Source organism: Aequorivita sediminis, from assembly GCF_032080575.2.
GTDB lineage: Bacteria > Bacteroidota > Bacteroidia > Flavobacteriales > Flavobacteriaceae > Aequorivita > Aequorivita sediminis.
In genome coordinates, this window is record NZ_JAVLSO020000002.1 from 425525 (window position 1) to 443465 (window position 17941).

Sequence of the window (17941 nt, forward strand, 5' to 3'; positions counted from 1 at the left end):
CGATACTTGTCAGGATTGCAAGGGTTCTAATGTTAAAATTGTAAATCTAAAATCTACAATCGTAAATCAATTAATATCTGTAGTACTCAGGTTTGTAAGGTCCTTCAACAGTTACACCAATGTATTCAGCTTGATCCTGGCGAAGTTCTGTAAGTTCAACTCCAATCTTTTCTAAGTGAAGTTTAGCAACTTTCTCATCTAAATGCTTTGGTAGCATATAAACTTCGTTTTCATAGTTTTCACCATTTTTCCAAAGTTCGATTTGAGCTAATGTTTGGTTTGTAAAGCTGTTACTCATTACAAAACTTGGGTGACCCGTAGCACAACCTAAGTTTACTAAACGACCTTCAGCTAAAAGAATAACATCTTTTCCATTGATAGTATATTTATCAACTTGTGGCTTAATTTCAACGTGAGTATCTCCATGGTTTTCTTTCAACCAAGAAACAGCAATCTCGTTGTCGAAGTGACCGATATTACACACAATGGTTTTATCCTTCATCGCTTCAAAATGCTCACCGCGAACGATATCTTTATTTCCTGTGGTTGTAATTACAATGTCTGCATTGCCAACAACAGTTTCTAATCTTTTCACTTCAAAACCGTCCATTGCCGCTTGTAAAGCACAAATAGGATCAATTTCAGTTACAGTAACGATACTCCCCGCACCTTTAAACGAGGCAGCAGTTCCTTTTCCAACATCACCATATCCACAAACCACTACACGCTTTCCAGCAAGCATAACATCAGTTGCACGGCGAATTGCATCTACAGCACTTTCACGGCATCCGTATTTGTTATCGAATTTACTTTTTGTAACACTATCATTAATATTAATAGCTGGCATTGGTAAAGTTCCTTTTTTCACACGCTCGTAAAGACGGTGGACACCAGTTGTGGTTTCTTCAGAAATTCCTTTTACAGCATCAGCAAGTTCTGGATACGTATCCAAAACCATATTGGTAAGGTCACCTCCATCATCAAGAATCATATTTAAAGGCTGGCGTTCTTCCCCGAAGAAAAGCGTTTGCTCGATACACCAATTAAATTCTTCCTCTGTCATTCCTTTCCATGCGTAAACTGGAATTCCAGCAGCAGCAATTGCAGCGGCAGCATGATCTTGAGTAGAGAAAATATTACAAGAGCTCCATGTAACTTCTGCTCCTAGAGCAACTAATGTTTCAATAAGTACAGCTGTTTGTATGGTCATGTGTAAACATCCAGCAATGCGAGCACCTTTTAGCGGCTGTTCCTTCCCGTATTCTTCACGAAGAGACATAAGGCCTGGCATCTCAGCTTCTGCAAGCTCAATTTCTTTTCTTCCCCAGTCTGCCAGAGAAATATCTTTTACTTTATAGGCCGTATAAGGCACAGTTTTAGTTGACATATTTATTATATTTATACCCTTTAATGCGGATATCTGTTAATATTTAATTTTGATTTTCAGAACGCAAAAATACATAATATCCCTCAAAAGTCTATGCCACTTTACAAAACTATAACAGTTAATTCCAGCACTAAAGTCTTCATTTGGAAGATTGAAGAGTCTCTTGAGGCTCTTTCCGACGGAATTCAATTAACAGAGAATTGCGCCAATCGTGTAAATAATATGAAAAGCGAATTGCACCGCCGTGGCTTTATGAGTATTAGACACTTAATGGCGTTGGAAGGCTATACCGATTTTGATTTGTATTACGACGAAAATGGAAAACCCCATTTAAAAGATGAGAAACACATATCAATTACCCATTCATTCAATTTTGCTGCAATAATAATCAGTGATGACGAAGTAGGGATAGACATTGAGAAACAACGAAATAAAATATTGAGAATTGCTCATAAATTTACACCTATTGAGGAGTATAGGACTATTGCTAATGAAGATGCAATGATGCGGAAACTTACTATTGTTTGGTGTGCTAAAGAATCGCTCTATAAAAGTTATGCTGAAAAAGGAGTTAGCTTTTTGGAAAATATTTATGTAGATGAATTTACCTTAGACGAAAATCATACAACTGCAAATGTAAATTACGAGGGTAAAGAGCAGAAATATAAGGTAGATTTCTTTGAGTTCGAGGGTTTTACTTGTGCTTATGCTCAGCAAGCTGAAGCTTAATAGATGAATGATTCTTACTACAAATATTTTCAAAAAAACATTGCTGCAGGCAAAAAACAACTTGCAGTTTTAATAGATCCAGACAAGTTTGATGTTTCTGAAACAGATTTATTCCTTCAGAAAATCCCTAACGATGCAACACATCTGTTTGTTGGTGGAAGTACAGTTGAAAATGGGCATACTGAAATAACAGTAAAAGCTATAAAAACTAAAACTAAACTTCCTATCTTCCTATTTCCAGGTGATTTTTCACAAATTACTAACGAAGCCGATGTACTTTTATTTTTAAGTCTTCTTTCAGGAAGAAACGCAGAATATTTAATTGGGCAACAAGTAAAATCTATTTCAAAATTGAAAAATGCTGACTTGGAGATTATTCCTACAGGATATATTTTAATAGATGGAGGTAATAATTCAGCAGTATCAAAAGTAACCAACACTCAGCCGCTATCTCAGAAGAAAATTGAGACGATTGTTGATACTGCAATTGCAGGACAATATATGGGCACTAAACTCATCTACTTGGAAGCAGGTAGTGGCGCTAAAAATGTTGTAAATTCAAAGATTATTTCAGAAGTAAGAAAAAATATAAGTATCCCGTTAATTGTTGGTGGTGGTATAAGAAGCGAAACACAAAAACAAGAAGCTTATTACGCTGGAGCCGATATGGTTGTTATGGGGACAGCGTTTGAAGAAATTCCCAAGCTCAAGCACCAAACTTCAAAAAATATCTCAAAAAACTAAATTTCTAGTTTCGTTGTGCTAATGTCACATACAATAGGACAAAGCTGTAAACTGCCGCTGCCTGTCCGCAGTTGGAGGAAATACTATTTATAATTGTAACTTTGAAAAAAAAATAATAATGAAAATCTCAGTCGAATTAACCTTAAGTCCGCTGCAAGACGATTACGAACCAGCGATAATTGATTTCATTAAAAGTCTGCGAAACTCTGGACTTACAGTTCTCGAAAACCCTTTAAGCACGCAAGTTTACGGAGAGTATGATGAAGTGATGAAGTTACTTCAAGAAGAGATGAAAATTGCTTTGGAGGCGGTTGACAGAGGCTTGCTTTACATAAAAATTGTAAAATCTGATCGCAGCGAGTATGAGCCCCATTTTTGATTGGTTTTTTGCACAATATCAAGAAGTTCCTACGCATTTAGTAGTACTCGAGATTATTGCCGTTATTTTTGGTTTCCTAAGCGTTTGGTATGCAAAACAGGATAATATTTTAGTGTACCCTACAGGAATAATAAGTACTGCAATTTTTGTATATATACTAGCGGTTTATTCACTATTAGGCGATATGATGATAAACGCCTATTACTTTGCTATGAGTATTTACGGTTGGTATATATGGACAAGAAAAATTGATAATACTCATTATACGCCAATTACCAAAACCACCAAGAAAGAACATAAAACGTCATTATTTATATTTATTGCAACCATAATATTTATGTTTGCTGTTTATCAAATTTCAGATAATTGGAATAGTTGGACGGCATATGTTGACATAGTTACCACAGCAATTTTCTTTGTTGGAATGTGGCTAATGGCAAAAAAGAAACTTGAAAACTGGATTTATTGGATTGTCGGAGACTTAATTTCTATTCCGCTATACCTTTATAAAGGATTGGTATTTAGTTCGTTTCAATACCTTTTGTTTACTGTAGTAGCTATTTATGGATACCGCGCTTGGCAGAAAAGTTTAAACAAACCTGAAAAAAGTCTTCTCAATTGATAAAAGTAGTTTTATTTGGTCCCGAATCTACGGGTAAAACCACCTTGGCACAACAATTGGCAGCGCATTATAAAACGCATTGGGTACCTGAATATATGCGAGAATATCTTGAGGAAAAATGGAAAACTCAGGGTGAATTAGTTACAAAAGAGGATTTAATTCCTATAGCCAAAGGGCAATTAAATCAAGAAGAGGAAATCGCCAAAAAATCTGACAAGTTACTTTTCTTAGATACGAATTTGTTGGAGTTAAAAGTGTATTCAGAGTATTATTATAACGGATATTGTCCAGAAGAAATAAAATCTGAAGCAACCAAAAATAATTATAGTATCTACTTACTAACTTATATAGACATTCCTTGGGAAGCAGATGTTTTAAGAGACAGACCCAATAATCGTGAGGAAATGTTCAGTATTTTCGAAACTGAATTAAAATTGCAAGGTTTCCCTTATAAAATATTAAAAGGGAATGAAAGAGAACGATTTAGTAAAGCAGTTGAAATAATTGATAAATTATTGATGGAATAGATAATCTTTGTGAATTTTTGTCTCTGTGGTAAATAATATTCCACAGCAAAGACGCAAAGTGAGAAGGGGAAAAATCAAATTTGAAAGCAAACCATGTTTACAGAAAAAAATATACAACAAATAAAAGCCCATGGCCTTTCAGAAGGTAGTGTAAAAGAGCAACTTCAAATATTTAAAAACGGAATTCCGTTTGCCAATGTAGTAGAACCTGCTTCAGCAAAAAAGGGGATAATAGTGTTTTCGGATGAAGAACAGCATCAATTTGTGCAGCTCTTTGAAGTCAACAAGGCTAAACTCGACTTAATGAAGTTTGTTCCCGCCTCTGGAGCAGCAACAAGAATGTTTAAATTTCTGCATCAGTTTTTGGAAACCTTCAATCCAGACCAGGATGATATCGAAAAATTTGTTCAAAAAGAAGAAAATAGGGACCTAAAAACTTTTTTTGCTTCTACTGATAAATTTGCTTTTTCACACCTTGTAAAAGCTAAATTAACCGAAAAATATCCGGATTTTAAAGGCTTTAGTTTAGGGAAAAGATATTATTTGTTTGTTCAAGAGGTGTTAGGAGAATCTGGATTAAACTTTAGTAATACACCTAAAGGGCTTATTCCTTTTCATAAAGATGGGGAAGATTTTATAACTGCCTTTGGCGAACAATTGTATGAGGCTGCTTACTATGCAACGTCTAATAATGTTGCGAATTTGCACTTTACGGTTTCAGAAGAACACCAAGAGAAGTTTAAATCTCGTTATAATGAAATTCAGGATTCAATAGAAGCTAAAACTGGGATAAAATTTAATATATCGTATTCTTTTCAAAAGAACGAAACCGATACAGTGGCTATAACTCCCGAGAACGAATTGTTTTTAGATGAAAATGGAAATATTGTTTTTCGTCCTTCCGGGCACGGAGCGCTTCTAGAAAACTTGAACGACATTGATGCTGATATAATTTTTATCAAGAATATTGACAATGTAGTTTCAGAAGATTATGTTGAATCGATTGCTTTTCAAAAGAAAGTTCTAGCCGGAAAATTAATTTCACTTCAGTATAAAATTTATGGTTATGTTGAAAAACTTCAATCTAAAACTATTTCAGATGAAACACTACAAGAAATTTCACGTTTTATTTCCGAAGAACTAAAGGTTCCAAATATTTCGGTTAATAAAGAAACATTTTTAAATATTCTCGAACGTCCCCTTCGCGTTTGTGGCGTGGTTGAAAATACCGGTGCGCCAGGTGGGGGTCCATTTCTTATAAAAGATAAACATGGAAACCTATCATATCAAATTGTAGAAATGTCTCAGATTGATATTAATAATCCACAACAAAAAGCTTTGGTGGATAAAGCAACACATTTTAATCCAGTCGATTTAGTTTGTGGGGTTCGAGACTACAAAGGCAAGAAGTACGACTTGTTAAAATATTCAGACCCTGACACATGTTTTATTTCATCTAAATCCCATCAAGGGAAGTCTATAAAAGCTTTAGAACTTCCAGGTTTATGGAATGGTGCAATGGCAAATTGGAATACAGTATTTGTTGAGGTGCCACTTATTACTTTTAATCCTGTGAAAACAGTAAACGATCTTTTAAACGAAGTCCACCAACCAAAGTGATTATAGAAACGCTAATATCGGAACTTGCATTTAAAGCTATTCGCAGTAGTGGTCCGGGAGGACAACACGTGAATAAAACAGCTTCAAAAGTTGAGGTTACTTTCGATTTAGAAAACTCTCAAGCGCTTTCGGAAACTGAAAAAGAACGACTTCGATTAAAACTCTCTTCAAAAATTACTACTGAAGGTTTAATCATATTACAATGTGGTGAAACACGGAGCCAACATAAAAATAAAGCTATTGTAATAGAGAGGTTAATAGATTTACTCAAAACAAACTTGAAAGTTGCAAAAAAACGTAAAAAAACTAAACCTTCTAAAAGTGCCATTGAACGACGTTTAAAAAGTAAGAAAGTAAACGCGTTTAAAAAGCAAAATCGAAAACCTCCCCAGATTGATTAGAGATTACACATATAGTGTGTAATTTTTACACGGCTGTATCGCCTATTACACGATTATCTTTTATTTGAATATTTCCTAATCACTTGTATTGTTGGTGTTTGTGGGCTTTGTCTAGAGTGTCCTTACTGTGGCACTAATTTTTCTATATACAAGTCAACAAACAAACTTAGTAAACGATATATATAATAATTAAAAAACAAAAACTATGAAAAGATTAATTTTAAGTACAGCGATAGTATTAGGAGGTTTAACTGCAGTAACTGCGCAATCTGATAAAGAGGTAACTGCTATGAATGAACAAAAGTATGCTACTTTAACTCAGGTTGAAGAAAAAGTAGAAGCTGCTCAAGATCTAAAACTTTCTGCAAACGCTGTTCAAGATTTTAAAGAAGTAAAAGCTTCTGAATTACCTGAAGCCGTACAAAACGCCGTAGCTAATGATTTTGACGGCGCAACTATATCTAAGGCTTATGTGAATGCCAAGGGAGATTATAAAATCGAACTTACTACTGCAGATGCAAAAAAGGCAACTGTATATGCAAACGCTAAAGGTGAGTGGATTAAAAATGAATTAAAGAAGCAGTAAGCTGCAGGTATTTTAGATTCAATACTTCTTTAAAAAGACGCTCTTAAAAGAGCGTCTTTTTTTTATGATAATTTTAGAGATTACCCTCCTATATAGTCGCTATTTTTACCTTTTGAGATAATACGATGGCGCAGAAAATACACATAGTAGAAGACGATCTAGCATTTGGAAAAATGCTTGGTTCTTTTTTGGAGCGTAAAGGCTTTCAAATTTCAATTTCGTCAACAGGAGAAAGTGCTCGGAAAGAAATTACTGAAGGCAATTTTAACCTGCTAATCACCGATTTAAAACTTCCAGACGACTCTGGTTTAGACATACTAGAATTTGCTCAAAAAATTTCTCCAAACACCAAAGTGATTCTAATGACCGGTTATGCTGAAGTTGACACTGCAGTAAAGGCAATTAAAAAAGGTGCAATAGATTATATTTCAAAACCGTTCCGCCCTGAAGAATTATTGATGATAATTGAAGAGGATACTTTAAAACCAATGTCAGAAAACACAAATAAGTCTGACAGTAAAAACGAGTTTAAAAAAGTAGAAACTCCTCAAGCAAAATCAAACTTTGTTGTTGGGATAAGTGAATCATCCAAAAAGTTTAACGAATATATTAAGCTCGTCGGTCCCACAGATATGTGTGTGTTGATACAAGGAGAAAGTGGAACAGGAAAAGAGGTTGCTGCAAAGGCTATTCACGATTTTAGTTCAAGAAAAAATAAAACATTTGTGGCAGTAGATTGTGGTGCGATTCCTAATGAAATTGCAGCAAGCGAGTTTTTTGGTCATATAAAAGGAAGTTTTACTGGCGCTGTTAACGATAAAAAAGGTCATTTTGAAGCTGCAGATGGCGGAACACTTTTCTTAGATGAAGTGGGAAATCTTTCTTATGAAAACCAGATTCAGTTATTGCGTGCTTTACAAGAGAGACGAATAAAACCAGTTGGTAGCAACTCAGAAATAGAAGTAGATGTTCGAATTCTTTCCGCTACTAATGAAGATTTATTAAAAGCTGTTCAAGAAGGGAAATTTAGAGAAGATTTATATCATAGATTAAACGAATTCTCAATTCATATACCTTCGTTGCACGAACGTAAAGAAGATTTATTTTTATTTATTGAATACTTCTTAGCCGAAGCTAACGCATCTTTAGGGAAAGAAGTAGTCGGGCTGTCCAAAGAAGTAGAGGAGGCCTTTAAGGCCTATGCTTGGCCAGGAAACTTAAGAGAGTTAAAAAATGTAATTAAGCGCTCGGTATTGTTAACCAATTCAAGTTTGATTCCGCTAGAGGTAATACCTCGCGAAGTGATTTATTCTGTAAATAAAAAGACTGAAAAAGTTGATTTTTCTAAAGAAAGCAACGAAAAGCAATTAATTCTTAATGCTTTAAAAGAAGCTGATTTTAATAAAACCAAGGCCGCAAAAATGCTTAACATTACTCGAAAAACACTTTACAATAAATTAGAGTTATATAATATCGAACTTTAATCTTATCGATTCTTAAGTGCTTGTTGTAACACTTCAAACTTTTGCACTAACATATTAAAATCGCTTCGCATTTCTAACTGTAGATCATTTGATATTTTGGTAGTTACTTCTGGGTATTCTTCCATTTTTTCTAAAATAGCAACCACATCTTTCGCTTGAAGTTGTCTTGTCATCGTAAGCATTCTATGTGTAGTTTCTTTAACTTTATCGAAGTCGTTATCTTCAATTGCTTTATCAATAAGCTGCAAATCGGTTTTAGTTTGCTGATTGAAAATATTTAAAACTTCTTCTAAGGCTTCAGGTGTACTTAAAAATGAATTTAGCAACGATAAATTATAAATATCATGACTTTTTGAACTTTCATTTGTGGTATTACTTTCATTAGAACCTTCTGATGCTTGCCATTGGTTAGGGAATAAGTGTTTTAGAATATTAATTAAGTCTTCTTTTGAAAAGGGTTTCGCAAGCATTTCAGCAAAACCTTCTTTTAAATAATATTCACGATTGCGCTCTCTACTGCCTGTCATTGCTATGATTGGCTGATTATTGTAAGCTTTGACTTCCCCTTTCTTTAAGTTTTTTAATAGCGTAAAACCATCTGTATTTGGCATTTGAATATCGGTTAGAACAAAATTGGCGTTTGTATCCACACGAGATTCAGAATCGGCGTTTTTGAGTTGTTCATAGCTACTGAATGTTTCTGATTTAATATTCAACTGCTCCAAAATCTCTTTTAAAAGTGCTCGCATTGTTTGGTCGTCATCAATTATAATAGCTTTTAAACCATTAAAACTGCTAACAATATTTTTGGTTTTTATAGGTAAACTTCTATTGCTATGCTGCAATGGAAGCGTTAAGATGAAAGTACTACCCTTGCCTAAAACACTTTTTACTTTTAAAGTCCCACCTAAAAGTTCAGTTAGCTTTTTAGAAATTGCTAATCCCAATCCATTTCCACCAAATTTATGGGCTATTTCAGTTTCAGCTTGGGTAAATTCATTAAATATGAGCTCTTGCTTTTCTTTTGAAATACCAATTCCAGTATCGATAACTGAAATTTGAATATTGGAAATTTCGTTTTTCTTCCTAACTCCTGTTTTCACGTTTGACAGTTCTTCAACTCGAATTTCAACACTTCCTTTTTCAGTAAACTTAAAAGCGTTTCCTAATAGATTATTTACAACCTGCCTAATGCGAAGTGGATCACTCTTATAAAACTTATTCTTGATTGATTCTGAAATTGAAACCTTAAGTTCCACTGGTTTTTCAATGTGCTGTTGATGTACAGCATTTGCGGCATTTTCTATTATATTTTCCAATGAAAAAGCCACCTCCTCAAGCGGCAGTTTTCCGGCTTCCAACTTTGAGAAATCTAATAAATCATCAACCAATTGTGAGATAAACTGTGAGCTAGATGTAATTTGAGATAGATAGTATTTTTGTTTCTCAGAAAGTGAAGAATTTTCAATTAATTCTGAATAACCACTGATGGTATTTAACGGTGTTTTTAAATCGTGGCTTACAGTAGAAATAAGTTGTTCACGACTTTTTAGTAAAGTCTCGGCATAATTTTTAGAAGCTTCTAAATTCTTTTTATATCGATCGGCTCTAAAAAAGTCTGAAAGAATAAAATAAGAAAAGAGCAGTACTACGATACCACCTAGTAATCCAGCGAATTTCAAAATGTCACCAGTTCGTTTTATCGAAGCTTCGCGTTTTTGTTTTTCCAGGAGGTTGTTTTTAGAAATTTCGCGGTCGAAACTCGCTATAATCTCTCTAAGTTGCTCCGAAATATTAAGGTCATTCCTAATGAGTTCATTTTCTTGTTTATTTAAAGATTTTCGAATTCGAGAGTTTAATTTTTTAGCCTCAGCCACTATATAGCGAGAAGCTATAAGCATAGAATCAACGGTTTTAGACCTTACTTTGGCGGTGTCTCGAGTGGAATCTCTATTGAGGTAATCGGCATAATTCTGCCAAATACGGCGTTCATTTCTACTTAGCTGCGAAGGGTCTTTAATTAATGATTCAACCGAATTTAACCCAACCGAAGCTTCGAGCTTTCTTACTTCACGCATTATATCATCAAGCGAAGTATCCTTTTGATTTGTAAGTCTTAGGATTCGAAGTTGTTCGATATTTCTGTTTTTCTCTTCAATTAGAGATTTTACACTGTCTAACTGTTTAATCTGAAAATCATTAACAGTAAGAGATTTTATTTCTTTAATCTTTTTAAAAAGTGAGTCTGTTTTAACTACGTATTTTTCATAGTCTTCTTCACTTTCAGAGAGAAGCGCAAGTCTCGAAAACCCGTCTGTTTCGTAAACTAGATTGATTAATGTTCCTGTTTCAATAAATTTTTTCTCACCTGTTTTTTCAATATTTTCGGCAGTGTAATTTTGAAATTCAGAATATAAAAAGAATCCAACGAGCACTGCTAAAGCAATCAAAACCAAGTAACTTAGTATGATTTTAAGGGTGAATTTATTTCTTGAATTAGCCATCGTGTAAATGTAATTACAATGCGATTGTATAAGTATTAAGGAATTGGTAAAATAAGCTGTAAAACTTTTCAGAAAATAAGGTTAGTACTGCCATTTACAATCAAGTATATTTTAATAAAATATTACAAATCACATTCCAATTAAATTATATATAAAGGATTGTCTTTACTCTTAGCTGTATTGGCATAACCTTTAAAGGTTTTGAAATATTATGTTTATGTCTAAAAGTAATGTACTTTTGCCGAACATCTCAAAGGGGTGCAGATTTTAGTTAAGAGTTATTAGAAATGAGTGGTAGGTTGAAAAACTTTAACCTCAAAACTTTGAACTCTATACTTGAAGAAGCTGAGATTATACCCAAAGAACCTGAGCAGGTAATGCTGCTAAGGGAAAACTATAAGATACCCCTGTAATATTACGCGACGTGATATTTTCAGGGATTTTTTATTTAAAACCATTTAATAAACCAAGAATAACGCCCCTTTTATTCGTAAACTTTAAACTATTACGAATGAAAAAGTTATTGATTTTTTCAGTATTTACCTTATTTAGTTGCATCACATTTGCTCAGGAATATACAATTTCTGGAACTGTAACTAATTCTGATGGAGAACCCTTAGCTGGAGCTAATGTTACTTTAAAGAGTAACAGCGGAACAATTACCGATTTTGATGGAAACTATAGTGTGACCGTAAATCAAAGAGTTCAATCAATTGTTTTTAGTCATTTAGGCTATAACTCCGAAACTAGATCTGTCGTTGTAAATGGTGATATGGAGTTGAATATTTCTCTTGTAAAAACCACAGAAACGTTAGATGAGGTTTTGGTTCAAGCTATTCGCGTAGATGCCGATTCACCAATTACCCACTCAAACATTGGGAAAGAAGAACTGGAAAAAAGAAATTTAGGACAAGACATCCCTTATATGTTAAGTTATATGCCCTCTGTGGTTACAACTAGTGATGCTGGAGCAGGAGTGGGGTATACTTACATCCGTGTTCGAGGTAGTGATGCTTCTCGTGTAAATGTTACGCTAAACGGAATACCTTATAACGATTCTGAAAGTCAAGGTACTTTTTGGGTTAATTTACCAGATTTTACATCTTCAGTACAAAGTTTACAGCTTCAAAGAGGTGTTGGAACTTCTACAAATGGCTCTGGAGCTTTTGGTGCAAGTTTAAACTTGTTAAGCGATGCGGTATCAAGTGATGCATATGGCGAAATTTCTAATTCTTTTGGAAGTTACAATACACATAAACACAACGTTAAATTTAGTACTGGCCTACTTTCTAACCATTTTGAAGTATCGGGTAGATTGTCAACAATTAAATCTGATGGTTATATCGATAGAGCGAGTTCAGACCTAAAGTCATATTTTCTACAGGCTGCATTTGTGGATGACAACACTTTAATTAAGGCCTTAACTTTTGGAGGGAAAAATATTACTTATCAATCATGGAATGGTCTAGAGGATCCTGAGAAGCTTAAAAATGATAGAACCTTTAACACAGCAGGTATGTATACCGATGAAAATGGAAACATACAGTTCTATGATAATGAAATAGACGACTACGCTCAAGATCATTATCAGTTACTATGGAATCAGCGCTATGATAAAAATTGGAGTACGAATCTATCTTTCAACTACACTAGAGGAAAAGGATATTTTGAACAATATAAAGAAGATCAAAAGTTTAAAACTTATGGATTTGAGCCTATATATGTAGGTGGTGACACAATAAATAGAACCGATGTAATCCGTCGTCGTTGGCTAGATAATCACTATTATGCAGCCAATGCCACTGTTAATTACAAAAACAATACTATAGATTTTACGGGTGGTGCTTTTTACAGCTATTATACCGGAGATCATTACGGAGAAGTAATTTGGGCGAGATATGCTAGTGCATCCGAAATTAGAGACCGTTATTACGATAGTAATGGGGAAAAGAGTGAGTTTACTATTTTCTCAAAAGCTACTTACAGATTAAACGATAGGTTAAGTGTATTTGGAGATTTACAAGGAAGATTTTTAAACTATAACACTACAGGTATTACTTCTGATTTAGTTTTAATGGAGATTGATGAAGATTACGCTTTTTTTAATCCAAAAGCTGGTTTGACTTATAAACTAAACCCATCAAATCAATTTTACTTCTCTTATGGTAAAGCGCATCGTGAACCTTCAAGAAATGATTACGAACAAGGAATTACTACGCCGGAAAAATTAGATGACTTTGAGTTAGGGTGGAGATTTGGTTCTGCCAAAACAAAAGTTAATACAAATATTTACTATATGCACTACAAAGATCAATTGGTGCTTTCTGGTGAATTGAATGATGTAGGAGCTGCATTGAGAACAAGTAGTGGGAAAAGCTACCGTTTAGGCCTTGAAGTTGATGCGGAAATTCAACTTTTGAAAAACCTAAGAACTCTTCCTAATATCGCTATAAGTACAAACAAAAATGTAGATTTTGTTACATCTCGTGATGGGGAGCTTGTTAATCTTGGAAAAACAAATATTTCATTTTCTCCATCTGTAGTAGCTGGAAATATGCTTGAATATTCACCAACAAAAAACTTTCAGATAGGCTTGCTTTCAAAATTTGTAGGGGAGCAGTACATGGGGAATATTGATAGTGAAGCTTCAAAGTTGGATAGTTTCTTTATTAACGACCTTAATATTGTTTATACTTTAGATAACTTACCATGGGTTAACGAAATTGTTTTCTCTGGATTAGTGAATAATATTTTCAATGTAAAATATGTGTCTAACGGTTACTTCTACACTTGGGACGATGATTTTAGTAATCCTGGAACGGTTACCACAATTGAAGGTGCGGGTTATTATCCGCAGGCAACAACAAACTTTCTTTTAGGAGCTACAATAAAGTTCTAAATAAAATCAAAGACTCCGCTAATCTAGCGGAGTCTTTGATTTGTAAAATATCGTAAGAGAGTCTTGGCTTAAATTAATGTGTTAGTTATTTATAATAACATTGTTTCCACTTCTTTCAGCGCTATATTGTTGCATAGGATATTTTAAATCAGGTTCTGAAATATGTCTCCCTGATGTAATATAGTATGAGTTTTCATCGTTGGGACAAGGGCAAGAAGCTGTAATACCATCTATATCCATACGCGAACAATTGCTAGGAGCGTGGTTAGGATCTGTAAGGTCGAAAGCTAAATACATTTGTTCGCTAACACAGTACACAACGATCCCCTTTATTCCTTGGTTAACAATTACATAATTGCCAGGAAAACGCAACGGATTGTATTCTGGTAGGTTTAAGTTTAGATTTAAGCTTACTAAGGGATCGGTTAAGTAAGGATTGCGTTCACGTTTATCGTCGCTTTTTGAACAAGAAGCAATTACTATCGTGATTATCAGTAAATAAAGTGTTTTTTTCATTAAAATGAATTAAATTTAAAGTTCGAAATTACAACAATTTACATAAGATGTAAATTTTTAGTATATTTGTTTGATATAATCCCATCATCGCATGGGATTTTTTCAGTTTATTAAAGTTAGTCCCGCACGTGTCGGGATTTTATTATATATATAGAATATGTATGTTTTACATACACAAACGATGAAGTTATGAGTAAAGTATCTTATTATACAGCCGAAGGGTTAAAAAAATTAAGAGATGAAATAGATCACTTACGTGATGTAGAGCGTCCAAGAGCTTCTAATGCTATTGCTGAAGCCCGTGATAAAGGTGATTTAAGTGAAAATGCCGAATATGATGCTGCCAAAGAGGCACAAGCTATGTTGGAGATGAAAATCTCTAAACTTGAAGCAGTTCTTGCTAATGCCCGTTTGATAGATGAATCTCAATTAGATACTAGTAAAATACTGGTGCACTCTACTGTTAAAATAAAAAACCAAACTAACGGGATGGAAATGACCTATAAATTGGTGGCTCAGAGTGAAGCAGATTTAAAAGCTGGAAAAATTTCAGTAGATTCACCTATCGGAAAAGGACTTTTAGGTAAGAAGCAAGGCGAAGTTGCCGAAATTCAAGTTCCTAACGGAATTCTTAAATTTGATATATTAGAAATCTCAAGAGATTAAATATGGCGTCAATTTTCACAAAAATTATTGAAGGAGAAATCCCAGCTTACAAAGTAGCAGAGGACGATAAGTTTATTGCTTTTTTGGATATAAACCCCAACACCAAAGGACATACCCTGTGTGTGCCAAAGGAAGAAATTGACAAAATATTCGATATGGGTGAACATATGTATCTACAATTGATGCAATTTTCTCGCAAAGTTGCTCATGCTATAGAAAAATCTGTTCCTTGTAAACGCGTGGGTATGGCAGTTGTTGGCCTTGAAGTGCCACATGTTCACGTGCATCTTATTCCTTTAAATGAAATGGATGATATGCGATTTACCAAAAAAATAGATATGAAGGATGAGGAGTTTAAAGCATTAGCAGCTAAAATCGCTGAGAATTTAAATTCATAAAGCTTTCATCAAAAAGTAAATACTCAAGGCAATTAAAATAATTGCTACAATTAATACAATATAAAATAGCGGTTTTACCTGTAAATTATGTTTATTGGTTTCCGCTATTTTTTTGTTGTATTCATAAACCCGCTCAATATCTTCAGTCCAATTTACTGGATAAATTATGGTAGTACAAGTATGACAATAGAGTTTTTCGTCCATTTGTTGTTGTACAGGCTTTTTATAAAACAGCGTTTCTATTTCATCTTGAAAAAATGTAAATTCAAGACCGTCTGTCCCAAAACAGTTTGGGCAGTTGTTTTTAGATCTTGCAGTATGCAACGTATGAGTTTTTGTCGACATTTTAAAGGTTAGTTTTAAGAGCTATTTCCATAGTAGTTCCTTCGTTAGGAACACTTTTCAACACACGAATTTTTCCTTTGTGATATTCCTCAATTATACGTTTTGCAAGTGATAATCCCAAGCCCCAACCGCGTTTTTTAGTGGTATGTCCAGGGGTGAATATTTTTCTAAATTCACTTTTGGTAAGTCCTTTTCCTGTATCGGAAATATGTACATAAGCAAATCTTGAGTTTTGCGCTATCGAAATACTTATTTTCCCTTTTCCACGCATAGCATCAATTCCATTTTTAACTAAATTCTCAATGGTCCAACTGTATAGTTGTGGATTCATCTGAACATAAATTGGATCTTCAGGAATATCCAGCTGAAACTCTATGAGCTTTGAAGACCGCTTTTGTAAATATTCAAATGTTGTTCTTGTTTCTTCAACTAAATCGTGTTTTTCCAACTTTGGAACAGAACCAATTTTTGAAAATCTATCTGTTATCTTTTCAAGCCTTGAAACATCTTTTTCCATTTCAGTAATATACTCAGGATTTACATTTTCAGTTTTTAAAATTTCAGTCCACCCTACCAAAGATGAAAGCGGGGTGCCTATTTGGTGTGCTGTTTCCTTTGCCATTCCAGCCCACAGCCTATTTTGTTCGGCAGATTTAGATGTTTTGTAGAATAGGTAAATTGCTAAAATGAAAAGAAAAATTATTAAAATTAAAAATGCCGGATAATACTTCAACTTATTAATAACTGGTGAGTTACCGTAATAAATTGTGGCAAGTAGATTATTTTCATTTCGAATTTCTATTGGAGTGTATTCCGAAGAGAACTGCTTGATTAACTTTTCTTTTTTCTCTCGCGTATTTATATCGTTTGTATCAATATTTCTATCGGTATATATATCTTCTTTATGAGTATATAATATCATTGGAGTAGTAACATTTCCTTGAATAATCGTAAGGATTACATCTCCAACAGGAGTATCGAGACTGTTGTTTTGCAGGAAATCATTATAGGCAGCAGCCCATATTTCCATTTTGGCTCGCTCATTTTCTTTTAATTGATTAAAGAAAATAAAGGTGTTCCATAAAATAAGCCCCACTATAAAAATTGAAGCAATAATAAAAGCCCAACGTGAAAACGTTTTTTTCTGAAGCATAAAGAAATTTTTACCTGAATAAATATAAAGCAAATATGTTGATATTATTGTGCAATCAAGTTTTTACAAGCTATAATCTTTGATACCTTTGCACTCTATGATTTCTTTAGAACCACATGAATTATCTACAGCAAAATTACACGGCTACCTTTTAGGGGCTGTGTCTCCAAGGCCAATATGTTTTGCGAGTACAATCGATAGCGAAGGAAATGTAAATCTTTCGCCATTTAGTTTTTTTAATGTTTTTAGTGCCAAACCACCTATCTTAGTGTTTTCACCGGCAAGAAGAGGGCGTGATAATACCACAAAACACACTTACGAAAATGTTTTAGAAGTGCCAGAAGTGGTTGTAAACATTGTAAGTTATGAAATGGTGCAACAGATGTCACTTTCTTCTACAGAGTACGACAAAGGTGTTAACGAATTTATCAAAGCCGGATTCACCGAAGAAGCTTCAGATTTAATAACACCACCTCGGGTTGCTGAAGCGCCGGTGCAATTAGAGTGTAAAGTAAACGATGTAATTTCACTAGGAAAAGAAGGAGGAGCTGGTAACTTGGTTATCTGTGAAGTTGTTAAAATTCATATTAAAGAAAACATTCTTGACGACGATGGTGCTATCGATCCATTTAAGATTGATACGGTTTCTCGACTTGGCGGAAACTGGTACAGTCGCGCTAAAAACGGACTCTTTGAAGTGCCAAAACCTTTGAGAACCTTAGGAATAGGAGTGGATAAACTTCCTGATGCAATTAGAAATAGTAAAGTGTTAACTGGCAATGACTTAGGGGTGTTGGGGAATGTTGAAAGTTTTCCAAATTCAGAAGAAATTCGTACTTTTATAGAATCTTCAAAAGAATTAAAAGAATTAATTTCTTTAAATAATATTGAGGCAACTCATAAAAGAGCTCAAGAGTACCTAAAGAAAGGGAAAGTAAACGAAGCTTGGAAAATTTTACTAGGAAATCAGGCATAAAAATT

General features: G+C 34.1%; 18 protein-coding genes. 13 read left to right on the forward strand and 5 right to left on the reverse strand.

The window, feature by feature from the left end; genetic code table 11:
* Positions 1-70: 70 nt before the first annotated feature.
* Positions 71-1387, reverse strand: coding sequence for an adenosylhomocysteinase (gene ahcY / locus RT250_RS05395; protein WP_313112824.1), 1317 nt, complete (start codon positions 1385-1387; stop codon positions 71-73).
* A gap of 93 nt (positions 1388-1480) precedes the next feature.
* Between ahcY and RT250_RS05400 the strand changes: the two genes are divergently transcribed.
* From RT250_RS05400 to RT250_RS05440, 9 genes are all read left to right on the forward strand, one after another.
* On the forward strand, positions 1481-2116 hold the full coding sequence (locus tag RT250_RS05400; protein ID WP_313112826.1) for a 4'-phosphopantetheinyl transferase superfamily protein: 636 nt from the start codon (positions 1481-1483) through the stop codon (positions 2114-2116).
* A gap of 3 nt (positions 2117-2119) precedes the next feature.
* Positions 2120-2860 (forward strand): phosphoglycerol geranylgeranyltransferase, encoded by a 741-nt coding sequence (locus RT250_RS05405; RefSeq protein ID WP_313112827.1) that lies wholly within the window; start codon positions 2120-2122, stop codon positions 2858-2860.
* 118 nt (positions 2861-2978) lie between these two features.
* Positions 2979-3239 (forward strand): thiamine-binding protein, encoded by a 261-nt coding sequence (locus tag RT250_RS05410; protein WP_313112829.1) that lies wholly within the window; start codon positions 2979-2981, stop codon positions 3237-3239.
* The gene (gene pnuC, locus RT250_RS05415; RefSeq protein WP_313112831.1) at positions 3223-3861 is read left to right on the forward strand and encodes a nicotinamide riboside transporter PnuC; all 639 of its coding nucleotides are present in this window, start codon (positions 3223-3225) and stop codon (positions 3859-3861) included. The genes RT250_RS05410 and pnuC overlap by 17 nt, the downstream gene beginning before the upstream one ends.
* Positions 3858-4388: an AAA family ATPase gene (locus RT250_RS05420; RefSeq protein ID WP_313112833.1), complete on the forward strand. Its 531-nt coding sequence runs from the start codon at positions 3858-3860 to the stop codon at positions 4386-4388. Before pnuC ends, RT250_RS05420 begins: the two co-directional genes overlap by 4 nt.
* Positions 4389-4481: 93 nt before the next feature.
* Entirely contained in the window at positions 4482-6008 is a 1527-nt protein-coding gene (locus RT250_RS05425; RefSeq protein WP_313112835.1) for a DUF4301 family protein, read from the forward strand.
* Positions 6005-6409: an alternative ribosome rescue aminoacyl-tRNA hydrolase ArfB gene (gene arfB, locus RT250_RS05430; RefSeq protein ID WP_313112836.1), complete on the forward strand. Its 405-nt coding sequence runs from the start codon at positions 6005-6007 to the stop codon at positions 6407-6409. Before RT250_RS05425 ends, arfB begins: the two co-directional genes overlap by 4 nt.
* Before the next feature lie 205 nt (positions 6410-6614).
* Positions 6615-6995, forward strand: coding sequence for a hypothetical protein (locus tag RT250_RS05435; RefSeq protein ID WP_313112838.1), 381 nt, complete (start codon positions 6615-6617; stop codon positions 6993-6995).
* Positions 6996-7120: 125 nt separating this feature from the next.
* Positions 7121-8479, forward strand: a complete 1359-nt coding sequence (locus tag RT250_RS05440; RefSeq protein ID WP_313112840.1) for a sigma-54-dependent transcriptional regulator — start codon at positions 7121-7123, stop codon at positions 8477-8479.
* A gap of 2 nt (positions 8480-8481) precedes the next feature.
* On the opposite strand, the gene RT250_RS05445 is transcribed toward RT250_RS05440, so the two are convergent.
* On the reverse strand, positions 8482-10983 hold the full coding sequence (locus tag RT250_RS05445; RefSeq protein ID WP_313112841.1) for a hybrid sensor histidine kinase/response regulator: 2502 nt from the start codon (positions 10981-10983) through the stop codon (positions 8482-8484).
* 511 nt (positions 10984-11494) lie between these two features.
* Between RT250_RS05445 and RT250_RS05450 the strand changes: the two genes are divergently transcribed.
* Positions 11495-13882 (forward strand): TonB-dependent receptor, encoded by a 2388-nt coding sequence (locus tag RT250_RS05450; RefSeq protein ID WP_313112843.1) that lies wholly within the window; start codon positions 11495-11497, stop codon positions 13880-13882.
* Positions 13883-13963: 81 nt separating this feature from the next.
* Here the strand turns inward: RT250_RS05450 and RT250_RS05455 are convergent, their stop codons facing one another.
* On the reverse strand, positions 13964-14398 hold the full coding sequence (locus RT250_RS05455) for a hypothetical protein (RefSeq protein WP_313112845.1): 435 nt from the start codon (positions 14396-14398) through the stop codon (positions 13964-13966).
* A 189-nt stretch (positions 14399-14587) separates the two neighbouring features.
* Here RT250_RS05455 and greA point away from each other — a divergent pair, with 189 nt between their 5' ends.
* Entirely contained in the window at positions 14588-15064 is a 477-nt protein-coding gene (gene greA, locus RT250_RS05460; protein ID WP_313112846.1) for a transcription elongation factor GreA, read from the forward strand.
* A gap of 2 nt (positions 15065-15066) precedes the next feature.
* A complete protein-coding gene (locus RT250_RS05465) occupies positions 15067-15462 on the forward strand; it encodes an HIT family protein (protein WP_313112848.1) in 396 nt (131 codons plus the stop codon).
* Here the strand turns inward: RT250_RS05465 and RT250_RS05470 are convergent.
* Both RT250_RS05470 and RT250_RS05475 read right to left on the reverse strand, forming a co-directional pair.
* Positions 15457-15807, reverse strand: coding sequence for a hypothetical protein (locus RT250_RS05470; protein ID WP_313112850.1), 351 nt, complete (start codon positions 15805-15807; stop codon positions 15457-15459). The genes RT250_RS05465 and RT250_RS05470 overlap by 6 nt on opposite strands.
* A gap of 1 nt (position 15808) precedes the next feature.
* Positions 15809-16960, reverse strand: coding sequence for a sensor histidine kinase (locus tag RT250_RS05475; protein WP_313112851.1), 1152 nt, complete (start codon positions 16958-16960; stop codon positions 15809-15811).
* Between the two features lie 97 nt (positions 16961-17057).
* Between RT250_RS05475 and RT250_RS05480 the strand changes: the two genes are divergently transcribed.
* Positions 17058-17936 carry a flavin reductase family protein gene (locus tag RT250_RS05480; protein WP_313112853.1) on the forward strand — a complete coding sequence of 293 codons (879 nt, stop codon included), beginning with the start codon at positions 17058-17060 and terminating at the stop codon, positions 17934-17936.
* Positions 17937-17941: the final 5 nt, after the last annotated feature.